Genomic DNA, 21,872 nt, shown 5'->3' on the forward strand with positions numbered 1-21,872 from the left:
GAAACTGAGTGAGATTGCTGACAGAACTACTATACGTACTAGTCGTTTTCTTTAATCACCATTGCCAGTTCTTCCACCTCTCCCCGAATCCCAATCGCAGGCTCCCACGAATCAATCAAACGAATCGCCTTCTGATTAGATTCCACCGCTTTCGTTTTCTCTCCTTTACGATACAACAGCTGCGCCATTCCGTAGTGATAGTAGATCAGTTCAACTTGATTGGCGTTATGTTTGTCATAGAGCATTTGCTCAAAGGCTTCTTCCGCTTTTTCAAACTGATCAGACTTCACGTAAGCGACACCCAGATTGAAATAGGCTTCTATCGTTTTTTCGCCGCCGTACGTGGAGCTGATTTCATTTGCGGCTTCGTATAATTGAATGGCTTCTTCATGATGACCTCTCGCAAAGCTTAAGTCACCGCGAACCAATAGAACTCTGTGTTGAATGGTAGGGGAAATCGGTTGATTTTCGATTTCGTTTAAAATGGTCTCTGCTATTTCCTGTTGCCCGTCTTTTAAAAAAAGCCTTGCTTTGAGTGCGTGTCCCCAAACCTTTAGATCATAGGCATCGTGAGCGTCTGATTGTTCAAGAATCTTCAGCCCGGCTTCTATTTGCTGAAGCGCTCCGTCTAAATCATTGACTTCCATCAGGGCCCAGCCTGCTGTGTCGATTCGGAAGAACGCTTCTCGTATGTGTTTGCCTAATTGATGGGCGGCGTCGGCCGCTTTGCGTCCGTATTCGATTCGCAGGGGCAGGTTGATTCTGCTTAGAAAATGGCTGATGCGGGTGATGAGTTCGATTAGGATTTCTTTTTGTTCAGTTTCACTTGCCCATTGGATGACCTTTAAGATGTTTGGCCATTCTTGTTTCATTTGATCTAAGTTCCGTCCCAGCAGGTAGCTCCAATAGATAGAGTTGGGCTGTTCCCGCTTTAAATGGGTTTCGGCATAATCAATATAATAGTGAGCCCAGCGATTGCGGGCTTCTTTTTCATATTCGTGCTGTTCGGACAAGTGCTGTTCTCCGTAAGCGACAACGGTTTGGTGCGCTAAGTATTGTGTCCTGCCTTGGCTTCGTTCCGGCTGAATCAGCGCATATGACCGCATTTGCTCCATAGCGTAATGAAAACGGCGGGCGTCTAATCCGGCTACTGCCGCCAGGCTTTTTTCATCAGGCGGCTTGCTGAAAAAGCAAAGCGTCTGCCATAGCTTTCGCGTATCTTCATTGCATCTATCCCAAGTGCGGCCAAAGAGGAATTCAAACAATTCCAGCAGTGAGTAGCCTGCTTTTCCAAGCTCATGAATCAGCTGCTGAGCGGGGATGTCATCGTCTGACATATAGGCAATGCTGAGTGCCATGGCTTTCGGGTTTCCGGCAGTCGCTGAAATGAATTCGTTTTTCAGGTCAGATGATAGATGTAACAGCTGCTCCAGCTTTTCCCGTTTATTTTGAATGTTGCATGTTTGTAAGCATCGGTGCACTTCTTGCTGAAAAAAATCCAAGGCATCTGTTTGCTCAAGGCCGCTCAGCTGAATAGCTGTCATTTCTCCGAAGCTTTCCCGATAGGTTTGCTTTACGTTTTCCCGCGCTGTGAGGAGAACTTTCACGCCTTGCGGAAGGCTGGTGATAAATTCATGAATGTCACGTTCTGCAGTATCAATGCTGTCAACAATCAGCAGGATCGGTTTTTCTCTTGTGTAATTGGCTAACGCATTGCGGACGACGAATCGTTTTTCATTGATTGATTTATCGATTTGTTCTGTGCGTCCGAGCTGATAGGCGATCGTATTTAAAAAATCGCTAAAGCTCAATCCTTTCCAATCAGCGCTGACCCAAATGATACTGTTGAACGCCAGCCAATCTGAAGTATCGTCGACACAGGAATAAGCGGCTTCAAGAGCGACTGTGGTTTTACCCATACCAGCCCAGCCGGTGATTAAACAGACTGGTAAAGGAGAAAGCATCCATTGCCGTATCGCTTCCATATCAAAGCTGCGTCCGATAAAGCGTCCGGACCAGCGTGAGGGTAAATTATGCGTGATAGGCTGTTCTGTAAGCGCATTCGTTTCATGGCCGGGTCTGTCATGAAACAGCCGTTTTACTACATTTTCAATTTCGTCTTCACTCGGAGCCCCAAATAATCCGTCTTTTCGCAGTATTTTCGCTTTTTTCAAACAAGATGCTGCCCATACAGGCAATGCGGGTTTGATGACTGGGATAGTGGTGGCTTCCAGCAAGTCGGTCAACCAATCGATATCGAAGTCGGTCTTTTCGAGAATGATCCAGATCATTCCGAACAGTTTTCCGTCGTCAATTCTTCCGGGAATGTAGTTTGCCCCCATCTGTCCGATCCAGCTTTTGATCGTGTTTGGGGAGACTCCCAGCTGGAGTGCGATTTTATCTATGTAAGACTGTCCTGTTTTTTCATTCTTTTTCCTTCTGACTTTATAATCAGGATGAAGTTTTAGCGTTTTGACGCCAGGTGCCAGCAGTTGTGCAAATTGTTTTCGGTTTTCAAGTTCAGCCATAAGCCTGCACCTCCTATTAGTACTATTTTATCAATCCAGCGTTTTTTGTATATGAAAAAATAAAAGTACAGTGCCGCTGTCCTTTTATACAGCAGAAAAGGCTGTTGAACGTCTTGAAAAGCAGATAAAATGGGGGCAGTAACAGAGAAAACAAAAATGTATGCACTTACATTTTATTTTCTGAAGAAAGGAATTTGCCAAATGACTCACACAGTACCTCAAAACATGAAAGCGGCTGTTATGCACAACACAAGAGAGATCAAAATTGAAACATTGCCTGTGCCTGACATCAATCATGATGAAGTGTTGATTAAGGTGATGGCTGTCGGAATTTGCGGATCTGATCTGCATTACTATACAAATGGCCGAATAGGTAACTATGTTGTGGAAAAACCATTTATCCTTGGGCATGAATGTGCGGGTGAAATTGCCGCTGTCGGATCATCTGTCGATCAATTCAAGGTGGGAGACCGCGTCGCTGTAGAGCCGGGTGTTACGTGCGGACGCTGTGAAGCGTGCAAAGAAGGGCGCTATAATCTTTGCCCGGATGTACAGTTTTTGGCTACACCGCCGGTAGACGGTGCGTTTGTCCAATATATTAAAATGCGTCAGGACTTTGTTTTTTTAATCCCAGACTCACTTTCTTATGAAGATGCTGCTTTGATCGAGCCGTTTTCTGTCGGCATCCATGCGGCGGCCAGAACGAAGCTTCAGCCCGGATCAACGATTGCGATTATGGGGATGGGCCCTGTTGGGTTAATGGCTGTTGCCGCAGCTAAAGCATTTGGGGCAGGTACAATCATTGTCACCGACTTAGAGCCGCTGCGGTTAGAAGCTGCGAGAAAAATGGGAGCGACTCATATTATTAATATACGTGAACAGGATGCACTTGAAGAGATTAAAACGATCACGAATGATAGAGGCGTTGATGTTGCTTGGGAAACAGCAGGGAATCCAGCGGCATTGCAATCCGCACTGGCTTCTGTGCGCCGGGGCGGAAAATTGGCGATTGTCGGTTTGCCTTCACAGAACGAGATTCCGCTCAACGTGCCGTTTATTGCGGATAATGAGATTGATATTTACGGGATCTTCCGTTATGCCAATACGTATCCAAAGGGAATCGAATTTCTTGCTTCAGGCATTGTGGACACGAAGCATCTAGTAACGGACCAATATTCGCTGGAGCAGACGCAAGATGCGATGGAGCGGGCGCTTCAATTTAAGAATGAATGTTTAAAAGTGATGGTGTATCCAAATCGCTGAGTGAACAGGGAGGATCTTCGTATTCTCCCTCTTGTTTACTGGAAATGAAAACGGATTCTTGGGGTGGGAAATGATGATTGAAACAGAAAAAGTAACAGCAATGAAAGTGAAGCATCAGTCAAAATCCAGTACCGGACTGTCCTGGTTTGAACGAATCGGTTATGGATTCGGCGATATGTCGTATAATATTATCTTTCAGTTTGTAAACGCATACTTATTATTTTATTATACAGACGTCGGCGGCATTCAGCCTGCGGTGATCGCAACTTTGTTTCTTGTTGTGCGTGTGCTGGATGCTATTTTTGACCCGATCATGGGATTGATTTTAGATAAAACGAATACAAGGTGGGGAAAAGCAAGGCCATATTTGCTGTGGGTGGCATTTCCTTTTGCGCTATTCACATTTTTATGTTTCACGACACCTCATTTCGGTGAGACCGGAAATATGGTATATGCGTATGTCACTTATATTCTGCTTGGGATGTCCTTTAGTATGCAAACGATCCCGGTGAACAGCTTAACGGGGCGGATGACGAATTCGGTGGAGGAACGAACGGTTCTGACCACAACCCGGATGATTTTGGTGTATATCGGCATTCTTTTATCCATTTCCTGTGCGACACCGCTTGCAACTGCTATCGGAGGAGAGGATCAGGCGTTTGGATTTCAGATGACGGCGCTCATCTACGCGGCGGTCAGCATTGTTTTGAATCTATTCAGTTTCTTTACTGTCAGGGAGCGGATTCAGCCTAAAAAGAGAAAAAAACAAGGGATCAAAAAGACGTTATCCGTTTTATTCCAAAACAAACCCTTGCTCATGTTAATTTCATCATTTTTGGCTTTTGCGATCGGGTTTAATATTAAGCTCAGCACGATGGTGTATTATTTTACGTATAACGTAAACCATAAAGAGTTCGTGTTTATGGGCACCGTTTTATTTTTCGGGGCAGCGCTGATCAGCAATTTGTTTATTCCTTTCTTTTCTGAGAAGTGGGGCAGAAAACAAGTCATGATTATCACGGCAGCTCTATCGCTTATTTCTTATGCCGGCCTGCATTTTACGCCGTATTCTTCAATTCCACTCATTTTCATTTGGCTTTTCGCTTCGGGATTTTTCACAACGCCTTTAAATACGCTTGCTTGGGGAATGGTTGCGGATTGCGTCGATTATGCGGAATGGAAAACCGGAATTCGCGCGGATGGTGTTGTGATTTCGAGCATGAGCTTTATTAATAAGCTGGGTGTTGCGTTAGCCGGGTCATTTTCGGCCATTTATTTAGGAATCGCCGGGTATGTGGCGAATACAGACCAGACAGTTGCGTCGTTGAATGCGATTAAAAATATGAATGCTTTGATTCCGGGATTTTTCATTTTGCTTTCTATTATTCTTATCGCCTTCTATCCTTTAACGGAAAAAAGATATAAACACATCATCTCTGAGCTGGAGCAAAGGTCTGCGAGATAAATATATGTAAAATTTTTAATATTCAATGTTATATTTATGGCAAAAAGTAATATACTGAGACTGTAATCTAGACTTTATAAATGAGTGTGATAATATGCGTAGTCATTCTGTAGTTTGTATTGGGGAATTGTTGATTGATTTCTTTTGTACCGATGTTGACGTTGATTTAATGGAAGGGCGCCAATTCCTGAAAAGTGCCGGCGGGGCACCGGCGAATGTGTCGGCAGCGATTGCCAAGCTGGGCGGAGACGCCGCTTTCAGCGGAAAAGTAGGAAAGGATCCGTTTGGGTATTTTCTGAAGCGAACATTGGACGCTGTACATGTCGATACCTCTATGCTGGTGATGGATGAGAAAGCGCCTACAACGCTTGCTTTTGTTTCATTAAAACAAAATGGAGAGCGTGACTTTGTTTTTAATAGAGGCGCGGACGCTTTGTTTACGCTGGAGGATATTGTCCAGGAAAAACTAAACGAAGCGAAAATCCTTCATTTCGGCTCTGCAACGGCACTGCTATCAGATCCGTTTTGCTCAGCCTATTTACGGCTGATGTCGAGTGCGAAAGACAATGGACAGTTTATTTCGTTTGACCCTAACTACCGTGAAGATTTATGGAGGGGAAGAGTCTCAGAGTTTGTAAGTGTTGCGAAAAAAGCGATCGCTGTAAGTGATTTTGTGAAAGTCAGTGACGAGGAGCTTGAGATTATCAGCGGTGTGAAGGATCATGAAAAGGGAGTTGCGATCCTTCATGAGATCGGAGCCAACATTGTCGCTGTGACACTTGGGAAAAGCGGAACGCTTCTTTCCAATGGAAAAGACCGTGAAATCATTCCAAGCATTCCGGTGACATCAATTGACTCAACAGGGGCGGGAGATGCTTTTGTCGGTGCGGCTTTATATCAATTGGCAAATACGGATCAGATTCAATCTGTAGATGCTGATTTTGTGAAACTGCGTGAGATTGTGTCGTTTGCCAATAAGGTCGGAGCTCTTGTGTGTACTAAAATTGGAGCGATTGATGCACTGCCGAGCTTGGATGAGATTGAAGTTTCTTTGTAAATCATTGAAGATGTCTCTTGAAAGTCTTTGGACTTTTGGAGGCATCTTTTTTTATTGTCTACTCTCGTACAGGCCATTTTCGAGCACCCGCTTGGATAATTCCCAGCAGCAATTGACGACGTTCCTTTATTGAATTGACGGCAATTTGAAATGTTTGCTTTGATAAAGCCGGTATGCCTGATTGTTGAAGCTTTGAGATGTCTGGTTCCGGCGGCGCTTGTTCTGCAGGATGGATATAGGCAGTATGAACGGTATCTAGATAGTTTTTGATACTTGAGCGCGCTTCTTTGATATGAAGCTGATTCGGCTGATATTGTTCAGGAATTCCGTATTTGAAAATGGTTAGAGCCTCATCCAATACAGCAACAGCTATAATGGATGATTCCTGATGCTGCGTGCTGTGGTAAAAATGAAGGATGGGGAAGGCGTTATGCTGAGCGGTCAGCTTTCCCAGTTCTGATGAGGCAGCGATAAGAAGAAAATCAATGTCGTGAAAATCTTTGCCATTCCATGCATTATGGACGATTTCTGTTCCGTCATGCCCTAGACTTAATACACTTTGGGCAAAGGAGCGTTTTTGATTAACCGCACTCAAGACGGAAATCAAATACGTGACAGAAAACGTGATGGTAAGCAGTCCTTGAGCTGTTTCAATAATCGTGACAAGCTTCCATAGGCCTCCGTTCGGAGCGAGGTCGCCATTTCCTAATGTAAACATGACATAGCCGGAAAAATAAATTCGGTCTGACCAGGAAGCCGGTTCTTTTGATTGAGTTTCCATAAGTGATTGAGGGTCACTTGAGTAAATCAAAACCCACCCTCCCCAAAATAGACTAATCCATATCACTAACGTCAGGCATAACAGCAGAGGACCAGCCATACTTAGAACCTTTGCGTGGTCACCGCTGATTTTGCGGCAGCCCTTCCACAGCCAGGCAGACAGGCATCTTGTGATCGGGCCTGCACCGCTCTCTAACCATAACGTGGTCCATAAAAAATCAATCATCCCCGCTGTCAATAATAAAAGGCCTGCAATGATATAACCCTCATTCATTTTGGTTGCCTCCCTTAAGCCAGCCTTCTTTTATTTTTCTTTTCTATTTCCTTTTATCTTGAGTCTGAAACAATTGAACGAATGTTTGATTTTACAGAGAAAAGTAGGTGAAGTTACCCAACACTTACTCATTTATCGATATGAATAGAAAATCACAGGATTTTTGACTTGATTCACACACTTTCATGAAGAAAAACGTCCATTTTCCCCTTGAATTGGTGATTTTCCTTTTATAGAGTAAAAAATTTTCAGAAATTTATATTGACTGAAAGCGTTTTTATAATTATGATAATATCAGATATAACAAAAATGTCACTATAACATCACTACAATTGAACTATTAAGTGACTAATAAATACCAAATGAACGAGGTTATGCACAAAGAAATGACCATTGTTCTTTTAACGAGAAATGAAATCGCTTCCATAGGGATTGACATGCTAAGAAGAAGGGAAGGTTATGAGGTTATTGGATAAAAACATGAACAACTATTTTCTGAAGCCTGCTTACGAAATGTGAGGAAGGCAGCAGCCCTGGAATAAGTTTTTGACATACGCATTTTGAAAAAGACTGGGGGAAACAGTATGAATAAACAAGGAAATCAAATGTCATTTTTACGTACAATTATTTTAGTCTCCACTTTCGGCGGGCTTCTTTTTGGCTATGATACCGGTGTGCTCAATGGAGCTTTGCCGTATATGGGAGAGCCGGATCAGCTTAATCTCAATGCCTTCACAGAAGGCCTTGTCACCAGTTCACTTCTTTTTGGAGCGGCACTGGGTGCTGTGTTTGGCGGCAGGATGTCTGATTTTAACGGCCGCCGCAAAAATATTTTGTTCCTCGCTGTTATATTTTTTATTTCAACGATTGGGTGTACGTTTGCACCAAATGTTACGGTCATGATTATTTCCCGTTTTGTGCTCGGTATTGCGGTTGGGGGTGCATCCGTAACGGTGCCTGCCTATTTAGCAGAGATGTCTCCTGTGAAAAGCAGGGGACGGATGGTGACGCAGAACGAATTGATGATTGTATCAGGACAGCTTTTGGCCTTTGTTTTTAATGCGATCCTTGGAACAACAATGGGAGACAACTCCCATGTGTGGAGGTTTATGCTGGTCATTGCGTCACTTCCAGCCTTGTTCCTGTTTTTCGGCATGATCAGAATGCCCGAGAGTCCCCGTTGGCTTGTTTCTAAAGGAAGAAAAGAAGATGCTTTGCGTGTATTGAAAAAAATCAGGGACGAAAAACGGGCAGCAGCTGAGCTGCAAGAAATTGAATTCGCTTTCAAAAAAGAAGACCAGCTTGAAAAAGCGACATTTAAAGATCTTTCAGTCCCATGGGTGCGCCGTATTGTGTTTATTGGATTAGGGATTGCGATTGTACAGCAAATTACAGGTGTGAATTCGATTATGTATTATGGGACTGAAATTCTAAGAAATTCCGGTTTCCAAACGGAAGCCGCTTTAATCGGAAATATTGCGAATGGCGTGATTTCGGTATTGGCAACATTCGTCGGAATCTGGCTGCTGGGAAGAGTGGGGCGCCGGCCGATGCTGATGACAGGCTTGATCGGTACGACAACAGCATTATTGCTAATCGGGATATTCTCACTTGTACTTGAAGGATCACCGGCACTTCCGTATGTAGTCCTGTCATTAACGGTCACATTTCTTGCTTTTCAGCAGGGCGCCATTTCACCAGTGACTTGGCTGATGCTATCTGAAATTTTCCCGCTTCGCCTTCGCGGACTGGGAATGGGTGTTACGGTATTCTGTCTGTGGATGGTGAATTTTGCAGTCAGTTTCACGTTTCCGATATTGCTGGCAGCTATCGGGCTGTCCACAACGTTCTTTATCTTCGTTGGATTAGGAATTTGCTCTGTCTTGTTTGTGAAGAGGTTTTTGCCGGAAACGAAAGGGCTTTCGCTTGAGCAGCTGGAGGAAAACTTCCGCGCTTATGATCACAGCGGGGCAAAGAAGGATTCTGGGGCTGAAGTGATTGGATAATTTAAAAAAGAATCCGCACCCGAGTGCGGATTCTTTTTGGTTTCAAATTAGTTAGGTCTAACAAGGATTTTGACTTGGCTTTTCTCTTTAATAAGAGCCCCGAAGCCTTCCTCGATCAAATCATCTAGTACGATTTTTTTCGTTACGAGTTTGTCGGCTGAGAAATAGCCTTCTTTCATTAATGACAATACAGCCGGGAAGATGTCGCGGTATCCGATAATTCCTTTTACTGTACGTTCTTTGATTACGATATCGTTCGGATGGATTTCAGCACCTTTTTCCCAAATGCTGACGATGACGGTTTCACCGGCAATTGTAGTGGACTGGATGGCTTGTCGTAACACCACTGGGACACCAGTGACTTCGAATGCTACGTCAACACCGCCTCCTGTACGTTCTGCAATCTCAGCGACTACATCGTCTGTTTTAGACGGATCAACGATGATCGCGCCAAGCTCCTCAGCTTTTTGCTGGCGTTCAGGAGAAAGCTCAACAGCGTAAATATCAGTTGCACCGGCAGCCTTCAGCGCTTCAATGACAAGAAGTCCGATCGGGCCGCAGCCGAATACAGCCGCTTTGTCGCCTGCTTTGAGTTTGCTTGAGCGGACAGCGTATAGAGCAACTGCAGAAGGTTCAACGAGCGCGCCTTGTTCATATGATAATTCATCAGGAAGTTTGAACAAAAGCTCTTCATCCACAGAGACGTATTCAGAGAAACCGCCGCCTCCGCCGGCTAAGCCGAGGAATCCCATTTGTTCATCAAGGTTGTAGGCGCCTTGGTGGCCGTGTGTAGCAAAAATCGGCTCGACTACAACGCGGTCTCCAACTTTATAATTTTCAACGCCTTCTCCGACTTCGACAACTTCACCGGAGAATTCATGCCCCATTGTGACAGGTGCCGTTTCATTTGTTAATGGGTGCGGTTTGTCAACCGGAATAAAGATCGGGCCGCCCAGATATTCGTGTAAATCACTTCCGCAGATGCCGCACCATTTGACTTTGATCTTTACTTTTCCCGGCTCCGTTTTTGGCTCTTCGATATGTTCAATACGGATATCCTTTTGGTTATGCCATCTTGCTGCCTTCATGGATTACCACTCCTATAACTTTTGATGTGAGTAATTCCGCACCGGTCAATATGAACTGTTCACAAAATCGCCATTTTTAAAACCAAAAAAGAAATGAAATTTTTATATAATATAATCTACGTTTTTTTGAAAAAAGAAACTTTAAAGAAAAAAGGGTCTCGCACACTCTTTTTTCTTTATATGAGAGTATCAATTGTTTACATAGCTATGAATTTGGTTTGAACAATACGGTAATGGTTCGTTCATATTGAATGCGACAACTACTCTATCAATAATTATAACGCTAATACCGCTATTATAATAGGATAATCTTCCATGGTTTAATTTAGCAGAGGCAACTTTTTGACTTTGTAACATTACTGTAAGGATATTGAAATAAAAAATAGCTGGTTGATCGTGTATAATCTTCCTAGATGTTAACAAACAGGGGGACGAAATGTTGAAGAAAGTCATTTTAGCCGCTTTTATCTTAGTAGGAAGTACTTTGGGAGCTTTTAGTTTTTCATCAGATGCCAGTGCGAAACATGTGAACGGAAATATTACTTGGTATAATGGAGTCGGGAAAAAAGGCTCTTCAGGTAAGAAACTTGGACATTGGGATTGTGCGACCAAAATCGGATTTGATGTTCCTAGAAACGGGACAAAAATCAGAGCTTATGCAAAAGCAAAGCCTAAAAAGGTGATTACGGTTTATAAAAATGATGTTGGCAGAATGCCTAATGCAGTGCTGGATGTTAGCCCTAAAGCGTTTAAAGCGCTTGGATACCCATTAAGCAAAGGTAAAGTAGCGGGGCATTACAGCTATTAATGTACATATATAATCTGGAAAGCAAGAAGTCACATTCTTGCTTTTTCTATTGGTGGAGATAAAAGATGAAAAAAAGAATCATATTATTGTTAGCAGTGATAATAGCGGCAGCTGCCGCGGGGGTTGCGTTTTATGTTGCAAAGGATAAAGGCCATGAGAAGGCTGCTGATGTTTCAGTCAATACCGATAGCGGTGATGAGCTGCTGGTTTCAATTACAGATACGGATCTGCTGACAAAGTATTATGAAAATGACAAGGTGATCCATGAGGAGAAGCTGACCAGCTATCCGGCATTTGCCTTGGATCAAAAACAGCAGGTGCTCTATTATACGGGCAATAATGAACAGAATGAAATGAGGCTTTTTAAACTGGATCTAAAGTCTAATAAAAAGACGGTGCTTTATAAAGGCGCGGAGAGTGCGGACAGTTTATTTTTATCAAAGGACCGTTCAACCATCTATTTCCGCTTAGGAAAAGCGGACGAAAGCAATTTTCGGATCGCCGCTTTTGATCTGAAGACGAAAAAGTATAAAAATCTTTATCCTGCCGCTAATGATCAGGATGACACCGTCAGCAGCTTCTTTTATAACCAAAAAAACGATTCATTTGCATTGCTTCATTATTCTGTAGAAGAAGACTACAAGAAAACAGATGAAGCAAACGAAAAGGGCATCGACCCTGAACCGACAACGATTCATTTTGCGGAAGGCCGTCAACATAAATTTAATGAGCTGAAAAGCCTGAACCAATTTATCAGCGATATTGCTGTTTCTGATGATGATAAACGTATTTTATTCACATCATATACGCAGAAAGGAACGGAGCAAACCGCTTCTATTCAGATGCTCAATGCGGATACGAAAAAGTATGAAAGCATCATCTCAAATCAAAAATCATTTAAGCTGTTAATTGACGCACAGCCTCAGTTCTCTAAGGATGGAAAGAACATTTATTTTCTTGCCGAAGCCAAGGGGGCTAAAAAACTGAAGGATGAAACAGGGCGTGAAGCTAAGGTGCGGACGATTTATTCCTATAGCCTTGAAAATAAGACCTTCAAAAAAGTATGGGAAAATCCAAACGGCATCATCAACAGCTTTTCTGTGATTAACTAATAAAAACCACTCGGCATGAGCTGAGTGGTTTTTTTAATGGATGAGGTGCAGAGCTAATGATCCGAGCCATTTAAAGATATGAATCAGAGGTACTGACAAAAACAGAAGTTCAACATATGAGTTCATTGCAACATTCAGCTTTTTGAACGCAGCTCTTTTTTTCAAGTCTTTTTGCTGCTGGTTTGAGATCACGTTATCACTCCTCTTATATCCATATTATACCATTGAAACAGACAAAAAAGCCCTAAACGTTTACAGTTTTGGGCTTCTTTCTTCGTATTTGGCCTCTTGCAATGAGAGGCTTTTATTCTGAAATATAGAATTTTGTCTCCGTTCGGGGTTTGTTTGCTTGCAGGAGATGCATTTGTTATAGGGAAGAACTAGCTTGTTTTCGTTTGGCTGTTGTTTTGGAGATTCACTAATGAACGGATGCCGTCGACCATTTTACTTCCGCATAAAGGGCACAATGGCGTATCACTGCTGGCGAAGTTTTTTCGGGTCCAGCCATTACAGTCTTCTTTTGTGCATTCCCAAGTACTCACATCTTCTTTTGGCAGCGGTTCTTGATTTCGTTTGTTATAGTAAGACATAAAGTCACTTCTTCCCTCATGTATTTTACTGCACACTTCTTATTGTCTCATACTTTTCCCTAATCTCCTAATTCCTTTTTCTTTATGACTTTCCAATAACCCCATCTAAAAAGGAGAGGAGTGTGCTGTTAAAAGCATCTGGCTCTTCTAAAAACGGGCAATGGCTGCTTTTAGGAAAGGTAACGAGTGTCGCGTTTGGAATATTGCTGCGCAAGTGTTCCCCAGCTGCTGTAGAGAAAAATTTCTTGTCTTCCCCGAAGCACAGCAATGTCGGCACATTGATGTTTTGGAGGGTGCCCCGGTAATCAGCGGCCGTTTGGTTAAATAAAATCGTGCTAGAAATGGCAGCCGGCTGTTTGAGGATTTCTGCCAGCATCCATTCTGTTTCGGTCTCGGCAGGCGGTTCTGCGAACATATTCTGGATGAAGCTTTCGTAGAAAGGCAGCGGGTCAGTTTGAATGGCGTGCATCGCTGTTTTTAAGCCGTCAAAATCAAATGGACCGTGTTCCCAGCCCTCCCATTGATAGTCGGAAGCGGATTGATCGATGATCACAGCGGCTTGAATGTTATCATTCCCAAATTGATTGAGATAATCCCATACGACAAAAGCGCCCATTGACCAGCCGGCAAGAACGACATGGTCAAGCTCCATTGCATTTAGAAATTCCCTTATGTCACGGGCATATTGGGAAATGGTGTGGCCGTGAAGCACTTTGTCAGATTCGCCGTGTCCTCTAAGATCAAGACGAATACATTGATAATTGGCAGAAAGCGCCGAAAATTGTTTGTGGAAAAATTGTCCGCTCATCAGCACCCCATGTATAAACAGGATCGGCGTCCCGTTCCCGTGTGTTTCATAGTAAAGGCGTGTCTGATCTTCTAATGTGATGTATGGCATGTTTCTCCTCCTTTAGTTTCCATCATGAGTATGGCTGGCTGCTGTTGAGCTGATGATGACAGCTGTCGCGGCTGCCTGCTGCGCTTGAATGGCTGTTTCGATAGCGGTGTATAGTCCTGATTCCATCAGCAGATTTTTCTCCATATGCTCACTGAGATAGAGGCTGACAGCAATTTTAAAATTCATTTCCTTTTGCCATTTAAAAGCTTTTTCCTGGTTTAATTCGTCAGTGATGCACAAAACCGTTTTGATATCTGGCTCTTCCAGAAATGTGAGGAGAGCAAGGTCTGGATAATGATAATCCTTTGGTTTTTTGACAGATTCAGTGATCGATTGATATATCTGTTTGCAAGCGGAAACAAGCATTTCGGGCTCTTTTTCACTTTGCAAGGCCAGAATATGGCTGACCTGATGTAAGTACTGTCCTTTTTTAAAGCCGTTGGCCGCCAGCAGCTGATAGCATGTTTCCGCCTTCTGTAGCGCCTGCAAACCTTCTCCGTTTTCTCCAAGCAGTATGGCGAGCGGAACATTCTGAGTTGAAGTGAGGAAATAATGATTTTTCTTCATCTGCTGATAAACTGCTAGCCCCATGTTCATCTGTTCTTTTTGGTTTGTCGTTTCAGATTTGCCGGTGAGCAAGATCAGAGTGGAAAGGTATGTGAACATATCCCGCTTATATCCTAGCTTCACCATTTCATTGTATACATCGATAAAAGTATGAAATGTTTGTTTTGCCTCATGCTGAAAATGAATGTCCAGAATAGATGCAACAGTAAAGCGGTGGTGTGAATTGAGTGTTGAGAAGCTGCCGATGTTTGATTTGATATAGCTGCTCAAATCATAAAAGCGCTGAAAATCAAACTCTCTTTTATTCACAATATATGCAGAAGAAATGAGCATTAATATCTGATCGTGTGAAACTTTCCATTTTAATTTTGATTTTAATTCAGCATAAATGGAAATGTATTGCTTTATTTTTTCATATAGGTCGTGTGTCAGCATAAAAAGCAGCTCCTTTTTGCTGTTTTTACGTAATACGATAAATAGGGCCAAAGGTTTCATAAAGAAAAAACTTGCCTGCTAGAGGCAAGTTTGTCTGGTTATTTATGGGGATCTGTTATATCCATCGGTCTCATCATGTCATAGTCTTCATGCTCTAGAATATGGCAATGCCATACGTATCGTCCGCTGTACGGACCGAATGTCGCCGCGATTCTCAGGACTTCACCTGCATGCGCTTGAATGGTGTCTTTCCAGCCCTTTTCACTTGGCGGCGGCGGGACAGCCGGACCGGTATAGGACAATTCCCCGCTTTCTTGATAACGGGCGATATCAAACGGCCGCCGGTCTAATACACGGAAGGAGACTAGATGCAGGTGGATCGGATGTGTTCCGCGTGTCGGGTTGATAATGGACCATATTTCAGTTGTGCCGACTTTTGGTGCTTCTGTGACGGGATCGTGCCAGCGTTTGTTATTAAGCAGAAGGACGGGTCTGCCGTATTCGTCCTGGGTGCCTGCCAGTTTTAGCGTTCTGATGTTTTGTATTCTTTCATGCTGTACCGAAGGGTATGAGGCGAGGTACTTCGGCTTTCTGCTTTCGTCTTTTTGTGCCAATGGTTTTGTGACTCTGAATTGCATGATATTCGCATCTGTTTCAGGATTGACGTCACCGCCGCAGCCCGCGCTGTTTGCCAAAATGATCGATTCTCCTTCATATGCTGTGAAGTCAATGATGATATCATAACGTTCAGCAGGCGCAAGGCTGAAAGAATTCAGTTTAACAGATCGCGGCAGGAGCCCTCCATCTGAACCAATCTGAATAAACTCTCCGCCATTATCGAGTGACAGGTTATAGGTTCTTGTATTGGAGGCGTTGATGACACGGAATCGGTATTTCCTTGGCTCGACTTCCAAGTATGGCCATACCTTCCCGTTGACGAGTATGGTTTCTCCGCAAAAAGCCGGAACGATTGAAGGATTAGGCAGTGACGGAGAAGGGTTTTCCGGTGCGCTCGGATAAAACAAAGAACCATCCTCATTGATCGTGCGGTCTGTGATAAGAAGCGGCACATCGTATTCGTCTGAAGGCAGTTTTAAGCGTTTTTCCTTTGGGTCATGAATGATATAAGCACCGACAAGTCCGGCATAGACATTTAGCCTGGTGAGCGCCATGGCGTGATCGTGATACCACAATATAGCCCCGCGCTGCTGGTTTGGATAATGATAAACCTCTCTTTTGAAATAAGGTCCTGTTTGTTCAAAGTCTTTGGAAAACCAAGCCTCCGGATACCCGTCACTATCATCTGGCGTGACGCCGCCGTGTAAATGAACAACAGTCTTTACCTCGGGCTCTTCATGCTGGCTGTCACTGTGATGAATGGTGTGATCAATTGGAAGGAAATGCGTGGAAGGAAGGTTATTCATCCATTTTACATATACGTTTTCATTTCTTTTAACCTCAATGGTCGGCCCCGGAAATAAGCCGTTGTAGCCCCACAGGCGGGTTGGAGGGAGATCGCGATGGAGCTGATGAGTGCATTCCTCCATGGTGACTTCGTAGTATGTTTTTTCTTTTGATTGCTGTACTGGCTTTAGTGTATCTGGGATTGGGAGAGCATCCACAAATTTTTCAAGTGTCATTTTCATCTGTCCTTATCTAAATTTTCCAAATTGGTATTATAGTTAATGACAATAAGGACGTGATGGTTACAAAAAATCTTCGTGCTGCAGCCCGCCCGAAGAAGAAAATAACAAAATCCTAAACGGCAGGCCGTTTAGGATTTGATCAGCATTAAGGCAGGATATCGGGCTGCTGCTGTGTAACTGGGTTGGCAGCCGCTTTCTCGCTCACCTTGCGTTTTCTGAACACAAGGTAAGAAATCAGAACGATTCCCGTGATGACGCCTGTCAGCAGCAGCTCGTCTCTCATGGAATCAATAAACGCCATGGACACTAAAATTCCGCAAATGGCGATGATGGTCAAGTAGGTTAGGAAAGGGAAGAGCCACATTTTGATCTTCAATGCTTCTGGGTTTGTTTTTTCGAGTTTTTTCCGCATTTTCAGCTGGGAAACTGCGATGACAAGATAGACGAGTAAAGCGATTGCGCCTGATGAGTTGACTAAGAATAAAAAGACGGTATCCGGTGAAAAATAGTTCATTACGACCGCGATATAAGAGAAAAATGTCCCGGCCACAATGGCTTGTACGGGAACGCCTTTTTTGCTCAATTTCATAAAACGGCGCGGCGCTTCGTTTCTTTCTGCAAGTGAATACAGCATTCTGGATGTGGTATACAAACCTGAATTCAGGCAAGAGAGTACGGCTGTGAGGACGATAAAGTTCATAATCTGTGCGGCTGCGGGCACTCCTATATGCTCAAGTACAGCGACGAAAGGGCTTTCTAAAATATTTGCTGAATTCCATGGCAACAGCGCTACGACAATGGCGATTGAGCCCACGTAAAAGACGATGATGCGCCATACAACGGATCTGGTGGCTTTTGTCACAGATTCGATCGGGTTCGATGTTTCCCCTGCTGCAATGGCAACGATTTCAGTTCCCATAAAAGAGAAGATGACAACGACAATGCCGAGCAATACGGAGCTGATGCCTTCCGGGAAAAATCCGCCTTTGCCTGTAAGATTCGATAAACCGACTGGCTCACTGCCCGGTGCAAAGCCAAAAATAAAGGCAAAACCAACGATTAGAAAAGCAATGATAGTCACAACTTTAATGAGGGAGAACCAATATTCAAACTCACCGAAAGACTTAACGGAGTAGACGTTTGTCAGGGTGAGCACAATGGTCAAGATCAAACTTGTCAGCCACAGCGGAATATCATGGAACCAGTATTGAATAATGCCAGCACCGGCAATGGCTTCGATCGCGATGACGATCACCCAGAAAAACCAGTACAGCCAGCCGATTGTAAATCCTGCCCACGGTCCGATGGCGTCGTGAGCGTATTGAGAAAACGATCCGCTCGTCGGGTTTACGGCAGACATCTCACCGAGCATTCTCATAATAAAAATCACCAATAATCCGGCTAACGCGTAAGAAACAACGGCACCCGGACCGGTCGAGTGAATCACTGAACCGCTGCCTACAAATAGGCCGGCTCCGATTACACCGGCAATCGAAATCATTGTCATATGGCGGGTCTTTAATTCCTTTTTTAATCCTGATTGAGACTGGTTCATAAGTTACCTCCTTTTAAAATGCAATCATTACTGAATATTATGATAATTGAAACTCTATCATAAATATACAGTTTGTCGAAAATTCGTGTAAGAAAATATACCAGCTTATTTCAAATTTGTAGTGTTTTGTTTGCGCTTTCAGCGAATGTGTGGAAAAAATGTTTCGTTTTTTATTCGCTGTATGATTTTGCGTAATATTTACAATTCTATAGAATGCGAGAAGCGCTGGTGTCATTGGGTTTGATGTGCTTTTTGGCGGAGCAAATAAATTGGATGAGAGAAAAAGTGTTCCATCATCACTATTTTTCTGTGGCGGGTGAATCATGTTTCTGTAGACCCACTGCGGTTCAGCTTTGTAAGATAATAATAGGAAAATGTGAGCGGGGAGGAGGTTTTGTATGGAGAGATATGATGAACTGAAAAAGGGAGAATCCGGGGCGCTGGTCAGCATTGCCGCGTATCTTGTTCTTTCCGCAATTAAACTGATCATCGGTTATCTTTTTCACTCGGAAGCACTTACGGCAGACGGGTTAAATAACACAACTGACATTATTGCTTCTGTTGCTGTGCTGATTGGCCTGCGCATCTCTCAAAAGCCTCCTGACGAAGATCATCCATACGGCCACTTTCGAGCGGAAACGATTGCATCGCTTATCGCATCGTTTATTATGATGGTTGTCGGACTGCAAGTGCTGTTCAGCGCCGGAGAATCTATTTTTTCTGCTAAACAAGAGACGCCAGATATGATTGCGGCTTGGACGGCAGCGGGCGGGGCAGTCCTGATGCTGATCGTTTATCGGTACAATAAAAGGCTGGCCAAAAAGGTGAAGAGCCAGGCGCTCCTTGCTGCGGCTGCTGATAATAAATCAGACGCATTCGTCAGTATCGGCACATTTATCGGCATTGTGGCTGCTCAATTCCATCTTGCTTGGATTGATACGGTCACTGCGTTTGTGATCGGTCTGCTTATTTGCAAGACCGCATGGAATATCTTTAAAGAGTCATCTCACTCTTTGACAGATGGATTCGACATAAAAGACATTTCCGCTTATAAACAGACAATCGAAAAAATCTCCGGTGTGAGCCGTTTAAAAGACATAAAAGCAAGATACTTGGGCAGTACGGTTCATGTTGATGTGGTGGTTGAGGTATCGGCAGATTTAAATATTACGGAAAGCCACGATATAGCCAATGAAATTGAGCGGAGAATGAAGGAGGAGCATGCGATTGATTATTCGCATGTTCATATGGAGCCTTTAGAACACAAATAATTGAGCTTCCTGCCACAGGAAGCTTCAGCGTGTCGACAAACCCTCGCATTCGTTGTCAGGTCTGCGCTTCGGTGCTCACGAATTAGAACATTCGCTCCGCTCCTATGCTCGTCCTTCCTAGACTTCAAGGGTTTTCAATCACGCTGAAAAGATGACAAAACCCTAAAATGAAAGCCATTTTAGGATTTTGTCAACAATCTGGAGCTTCCTGCCACAGGAAGCTTTTTTGTGTGTTTTGGCCAGCTTTATTGGAAACAATTTGCTTGAATCGTTTTTTTATACAGATTGCTTTTTGTGGTAAAGTTAGGTTACATTATGATGAATTTTGTAGATGACTAGGAGGAAAAGAATGGCATATCGAGAAGACCTGCATCCTTTGCTGGGGAAAGCAGTTGAACATATTAATAGAGTAATGGTTGGAAAACGAGACATTGCCATACTCAGCTTAGCAGCCCTTCTTGCCAAAGGGCATGTGCTGCTTGAGGATGTACCCGGAGTCGGAAAAACGATGATGGTCCGCGCGCTGGCAAAGTCAATCGGCGCCGATTTCAAAAGAATCCAATTCACTCCGGATTTGCTGCCATCTGATGTAACAGGGGTATCTATCTATAATGCGAAAACGATGGAGTTTGAATATCGTCCCGGCCCGATTATGGGAAATATCGTGCTGGCCGATGAAATCAACCGTACCTCTCCGAAGACACAGTCGGCTTTGCTCGAAGCGATGGAAGAGGGAAGCGTCACGGTAGATGGCCATACGATGCAGCTTGCCGATCCGTTTTTTGTGATGGCAACGCAAAACCCAGTCGAATATGAAGGAACCTATCCTTTGCCGGAAGCCCAGCTTGACCGTTTTTTATTCAAACTTCGGATGGGTTATCCGTCCTTTAATGAAGAGCTTGACGTCTTATCTCTTCAGGAAAAAAGCCATCCGATTGAGACGCTTGAGCCGATTATTGCAAAAGAAGACTTCATCCATTTACAGAGGGAAGTGCAAAATGTCCGTGCTGATGACAGCATTAAGGAATATATCGTTGAAATTGTGCAGAAAACGAGACAGCATCCTTCTGTTCAATTAGGCGTCAGTCCGCGCGGCTCAATCGCCCTCATGAAAGCGGCACAGGCATACGCGCTGCTGCATCATCGCGACTATGTCATACCGGATGATATTCAATATTTAGCTCCTTTCACGCTGCCGCACCGGATGATGCTTCATCCTGAGGCAAAATTTGAAGGGATTCAGGCAGAAGCGATCGTAAGGGAGATCATGTCAGCTGTGAAGGTGCCGGTTCAAAGGTCGTCGGTCCGCTGATGAATAAGAAATGGCAATGGCTCATATATGGTTGGAAGCTGATTATATTAACTTTATTGACGGCTGCTGTTTTTTCTTATGCGATGTTTCAGGGCGGCTTTGTCAGTTGGTTTTTGTTTTACGCGTTTCTCCCTTTTGTCTTGTATGCCGGGCTGTTGGCCTTGTATCCGCTCCGTTCTTTTCAGGCTTCAAGGCAAATGGATAAAACACAATTGCATGCGGGGGACAGGCTGGGCGTAACGGTTACGCTGAGAAGAAAGCTGCCATTCCCCCTGATGTATATGGTGATTGAAGATTGCCTGCCAGAAGGTATCGAGTCATTAAATCGAGACGGAGCCGCGGCCAAACGGCTCGTTTTTCCTTGGTTTAAACGGAGCATGACGATGTCGTATGAATTAGCTCGGGTACCGCGCGGAGAGCATCACTTTCATTCTGTCAGGGTGCGAACCGGGGATGTTCTTGGCTTGATTGAAAAAACAGCATTTTTTGAGCTGGATGATACCCTGTTTGTTTATCCATTCTATCAGCGTTTTTCCTATCAGGTGAATGAGAGGCATCAGGAAGACGGTGTAAGCGGTTCTTCTCCTATTCATCAGCACCATTCCTCAGTCGCAGCAAGTGTGCGGAATTATCAGCCGGGAGACCGATTTGCTGCGTTAGATTGGAAGACATCTGCACGGCGGAGCCAGCTGATGACGAAGGAATTTGAGCCTTCTCGCAGCAAAAATCTGTTTCTGCTGATGGACCGTTTTTCCTCAGACGCATTCGAAGAGGTCGTTTCAGTGACAGCTTCGATTCTTCATTCTGTTTTAAAAAACGGCGCGGGTGCTGGTCTGGCTTCCATCGGGAAGGAAAAAAACATTTTCCCTATTCAGGAAGGGGATCAGCATTTTAAGCACATGCTTCGGCATTTAGCCATCGCTCATTGTGATGCGGCAGACCCGATAAGCCGATATGCACGGGAAGAGCTGGGAAAGCCATCTGTTCGCCAAGCTGATCAAGTTGTTGTCACGGGACAGTTAACGGAAGATATGCTGCACCTCGCAGAAATAGGAGGCGGCCGGGTTACGGTGATATTGGCAAAAGAGAAAGATGCTGAGCTCTCTCAAGCTGAAAATGCCATGATTGAACGCATGATGAAACGCCAAATCAGAGTTCGGGTCATGAGGGGTGGGCGAGTTTCGCGTGTTGTTTAGAAAGAGAGGTGACTGGTTCAC

19 protein-coding genes are annotated in these 21,872 nt (G+C 44.0%); 9 read left to right on the forward strand and 10 right to left on the reverse strand.

The genetic code is table 11. The annotated features are described in order from the left end of the window. Positions 1-38: 38 nt before the first annotated feature. Positions 39-2,528 (reverse strand): glucitol operon transcriptional regulator GutR, encoded by a 2,490-nt coding sequence (gene gutR / locus MKY50_RS03425; RefSeq protein ID WP_341116154.1) that lies wholly within the window; start codon positions 2,526-2,528, stop codon positions 39-41. Between the two features lie 201 nt (positions 2,529-2,729). Between gutR and gutB the strand changes: the two genes are divergently transcribed. From gutB to MKY50_RS03440, 3 genes are all read left to right on the forward strand, one after another. Further along, positions 2,730-3,791, forward strand: a complete 1,062-nt coding sequence (gene gutB / locus MKY50_RS03430) for a sorbitol dehydrogenase (RefSeq protein ID WP_038430000.1) — start codon at positions 2,730-2,732, stop codon at positions 3,789-3,791. Between the two features lie 73 nt (positions 3,792-3,864). Continuing rightward, on the forward strand, positions 3,865-5,256 hold the full coding sequence (locus MKY50_RS03435; protein ID WP_038427472.1) for an MFS transporter: 1,392 nt from the start codon (positions 3,865-3,867) through the stop codon (positions 5,254-5,256). A gap of 94 nt (positions 5,257-5,350) precedes the next feature. Further along, positions 5,351-6,313 (forward strand): carbohydrate kinase family protein, encoded by a 963-nt coding sequence (locus MKY50_RS03440; RefSeq protein ID WP_341116156.1) that lies wholly within the window; start codon positions 5,351-5,353, stop codon positions 6,311-6,313. A gap of 58 nt (positions 6,314-6,371) precedes the next feature. Here MKY50_RS03440 and MKY50_RS03445 read toward each other — a convergent pair whose 3' ends face one another. Then, positions 6,372-7,367 carry a potassium channel family protein gene (locus MKY50_RS03445; protein ID WP_341116157.1) on the reverse strand — a complete coding sequence of 332 codons (996 nt, stop codon included), beginning with the start codon at positions 7,365-7,367 and terminating at the stop codon, positions 6,372-6,374. Positions 7,368-7,951: 584 nt separating this feature from the next. Between MKY50_RS03445 and iolT the strand changes: the two genes are divergently transcribed. Further along, on the forward strand, positions 7,952-9,373 hold the full coding sequence (gene iolT, locus MKY50_RS03450) for a myo-inositol transporter IolT (RefSeq protein WP_341116158.1): 1,422 nt from the start codon (positions 7,952-7,954) through the stop codon (positions 9,371-9,373). A 47-nt stretch (positions 9,374-9,420) separates the two neighbouring features. On the opposite strand, the gene bdhA is transcribed toward iolT, so the two are convergent. Beyond that, positions 9,421-10,461, reverse strand: coding sequence for a (R,R)-butanediol dehydrogenase (gene bdhA, locus MKY50_RS03455; protein ID WP_003234015.1), 1,041 nt, complete (start codon positions 10,459-10,461; stop codon positions 9,421-9,423). Between the two features lie 436 nt (positions 10,462-10,897). Between bdhA and walM the strand changes: the two genes are divergently transcribed. Further along, a complete protein-coding gene (walM, locus tag MKY50_RS03460; RefSeq protein ID WP_003234013.1) occupies positions 10,898-11,269 on the forward strand; it encodes a cell wall metabolism protein WalM in 372 nt (123 codons plus the stop codon). Positions 11,270-11,334: 65 nt separating this feature from the next. Further along, positions 11,335-12,381, forward strand: a complete 1,047-nt coding sequence (locus tag MKY50_RS03465) for a PD40 domain-containing protein (RefSeq protein WP_167407931.1) — start codon at positions 11,335-11,337, stop codon at positions 12,379-12,381. A 33-nt stretch (positions 12,382-12,414) separates the two neighbouring features. Here MKY50_RS03465 and MKY50_RS03470 read toward each other — a convergent pair whose 3' ends face one another. From MKY50_RS03470 to MKY50_RS03500, 7 genes are all read right to left on the reverse strand, one after another. After that, on the reverse strand, positions 12,415-12,573 hold the full coding sequence (locus MKY50_RS03470) for a hypothetical protein (protein ID WP_003243985.1): 159 nt from the start codon (positions 12,571-12,573) through the stop codon (positions 12,415-12,417). 188 nt (positions 12,574-12,761) lie between these two features. After that, a complete protein-coding gene (locus MKY50_RS03475; RefSeq protein ID WP_003234008.1) occupies positions 12,762-12,971 on the reverse strand; it encodes a cold-shock protein in 210 nt (69 codons plus the stop codon). A gap of 82 nt (positions 12,972-13,053) precedes the next feature. Next, a complete protein-coding gene (locus MKY50_RS03480; protein WP_116316326.1) occupies positions 13,054-13,869 on the reverse strand; it encodes an alpha/beta fold hydrolase in 816 nt (271 codons plus the stop codon). A 12-nt stretch (positions 13,870-13,881) separates the two neighbouring features. Further along, positions 13,882-14,871, reverse strand: coding sequence for a DUF4003 domain-containing protein (locus MKY50_RS03485; RefSeq protein WP_341117284.1), 990 nt, complete (start codon positions 14,869-14,871; stop codon positions 13,882-13,884). A gap of 98 nt (positions 14,872-14,969) precedes the next feature. Beyond that, entirely contained in the window at positions 14,970-16,511 is a 1,542-nt protein-coding gene (gene cotA / locus MKY50_RS03490; protein ID WP_014479048.1) for an outer spore coat copper-dependent laccase CotA, read from the reverse strand. A 151-nt stretch (positions 16,512-16,662) separates the two neighbouring features. Continuing rightward, entirely contained in the window at positions 16,663-18,072 is a 1,410-nt protein-coding gene (gene gabP / locus MKY50_RS03495; RefSeq protein ID WP_041351472.1) for a GABA permease, read from the reverse strand. A gap of 37 nt (positions 18,073-18,109) precedes the next feature. Next, positions 18,110-18,397 carry a hypothetical protein gene (locus tag MKY50_RS03500; protein ID WP_341116159.1) on the reverse strand — a complete coding sequence of 96 codons (288 nt, stop codon included), beginning with the start codon at positions 18,395-18,397 and terminating at the stop codon, positions 18,110-18,112. Positions 18,398-18,470: 73 nt separating this feature from the next. Between MKY50_RS03500 and mneS the strand changes: the two genes are divergently transcribed. The 3 genes from mneS to MKY50_RS03515 all read left to right on the forward strand — a co-directional run bounded on the left by mneS (position 18,471) and on the right by MKY50_RS03515 (position 21,851). Then, on the forward strand, positions 18,471-19,343 hold the full coding sequence (mneS, locus tag MKY50_RS03505) for a manganese transporter MneS (protein ID WP_167407934.1): 873 nt from the start codon (positions 18,471-18,473) through the stop codon (positions 19,341-19,343). Positions 19,344-19,692: 349 nt separating this feature from the next. Further along, positions 19,693-20,655, forward strand: a complete 963-nt coding sequence (locus tag MKY50_RS03510; RefSeq protein ID WP_134991986.1) for an AAA family ATPase — start codon at positions 19,693-19,695, stop codon at positions 20,653-20,655. After that, on the forward strand, positions 20,655-21,851 hold the full coding sequence (locus MKY50_RS03515) for a DUF58 domain-containing protein (RefSeq protein WP_326149771.1): 1,197 nt from the start codon (positions 20,655-20,657) through the stop codon (positions 21,849-21,851). The genes MKY50_RS03510 and MKY50_RS03515 overlap by 1 nt, the downstream gene beginning before the upstream one ends. Positions 21,852-21,872 lie beyond the last annotated feature (21 nt).

Origin of the sequence: Bacillus sp. FSL R7-0685, assembly GCF_038002425.1 — a bacterium.
GTDB lineage: Bacteria > Bacillota > Bacilli > Bacillales > Bacillaceae > Bacillus > Bacillus subtilis.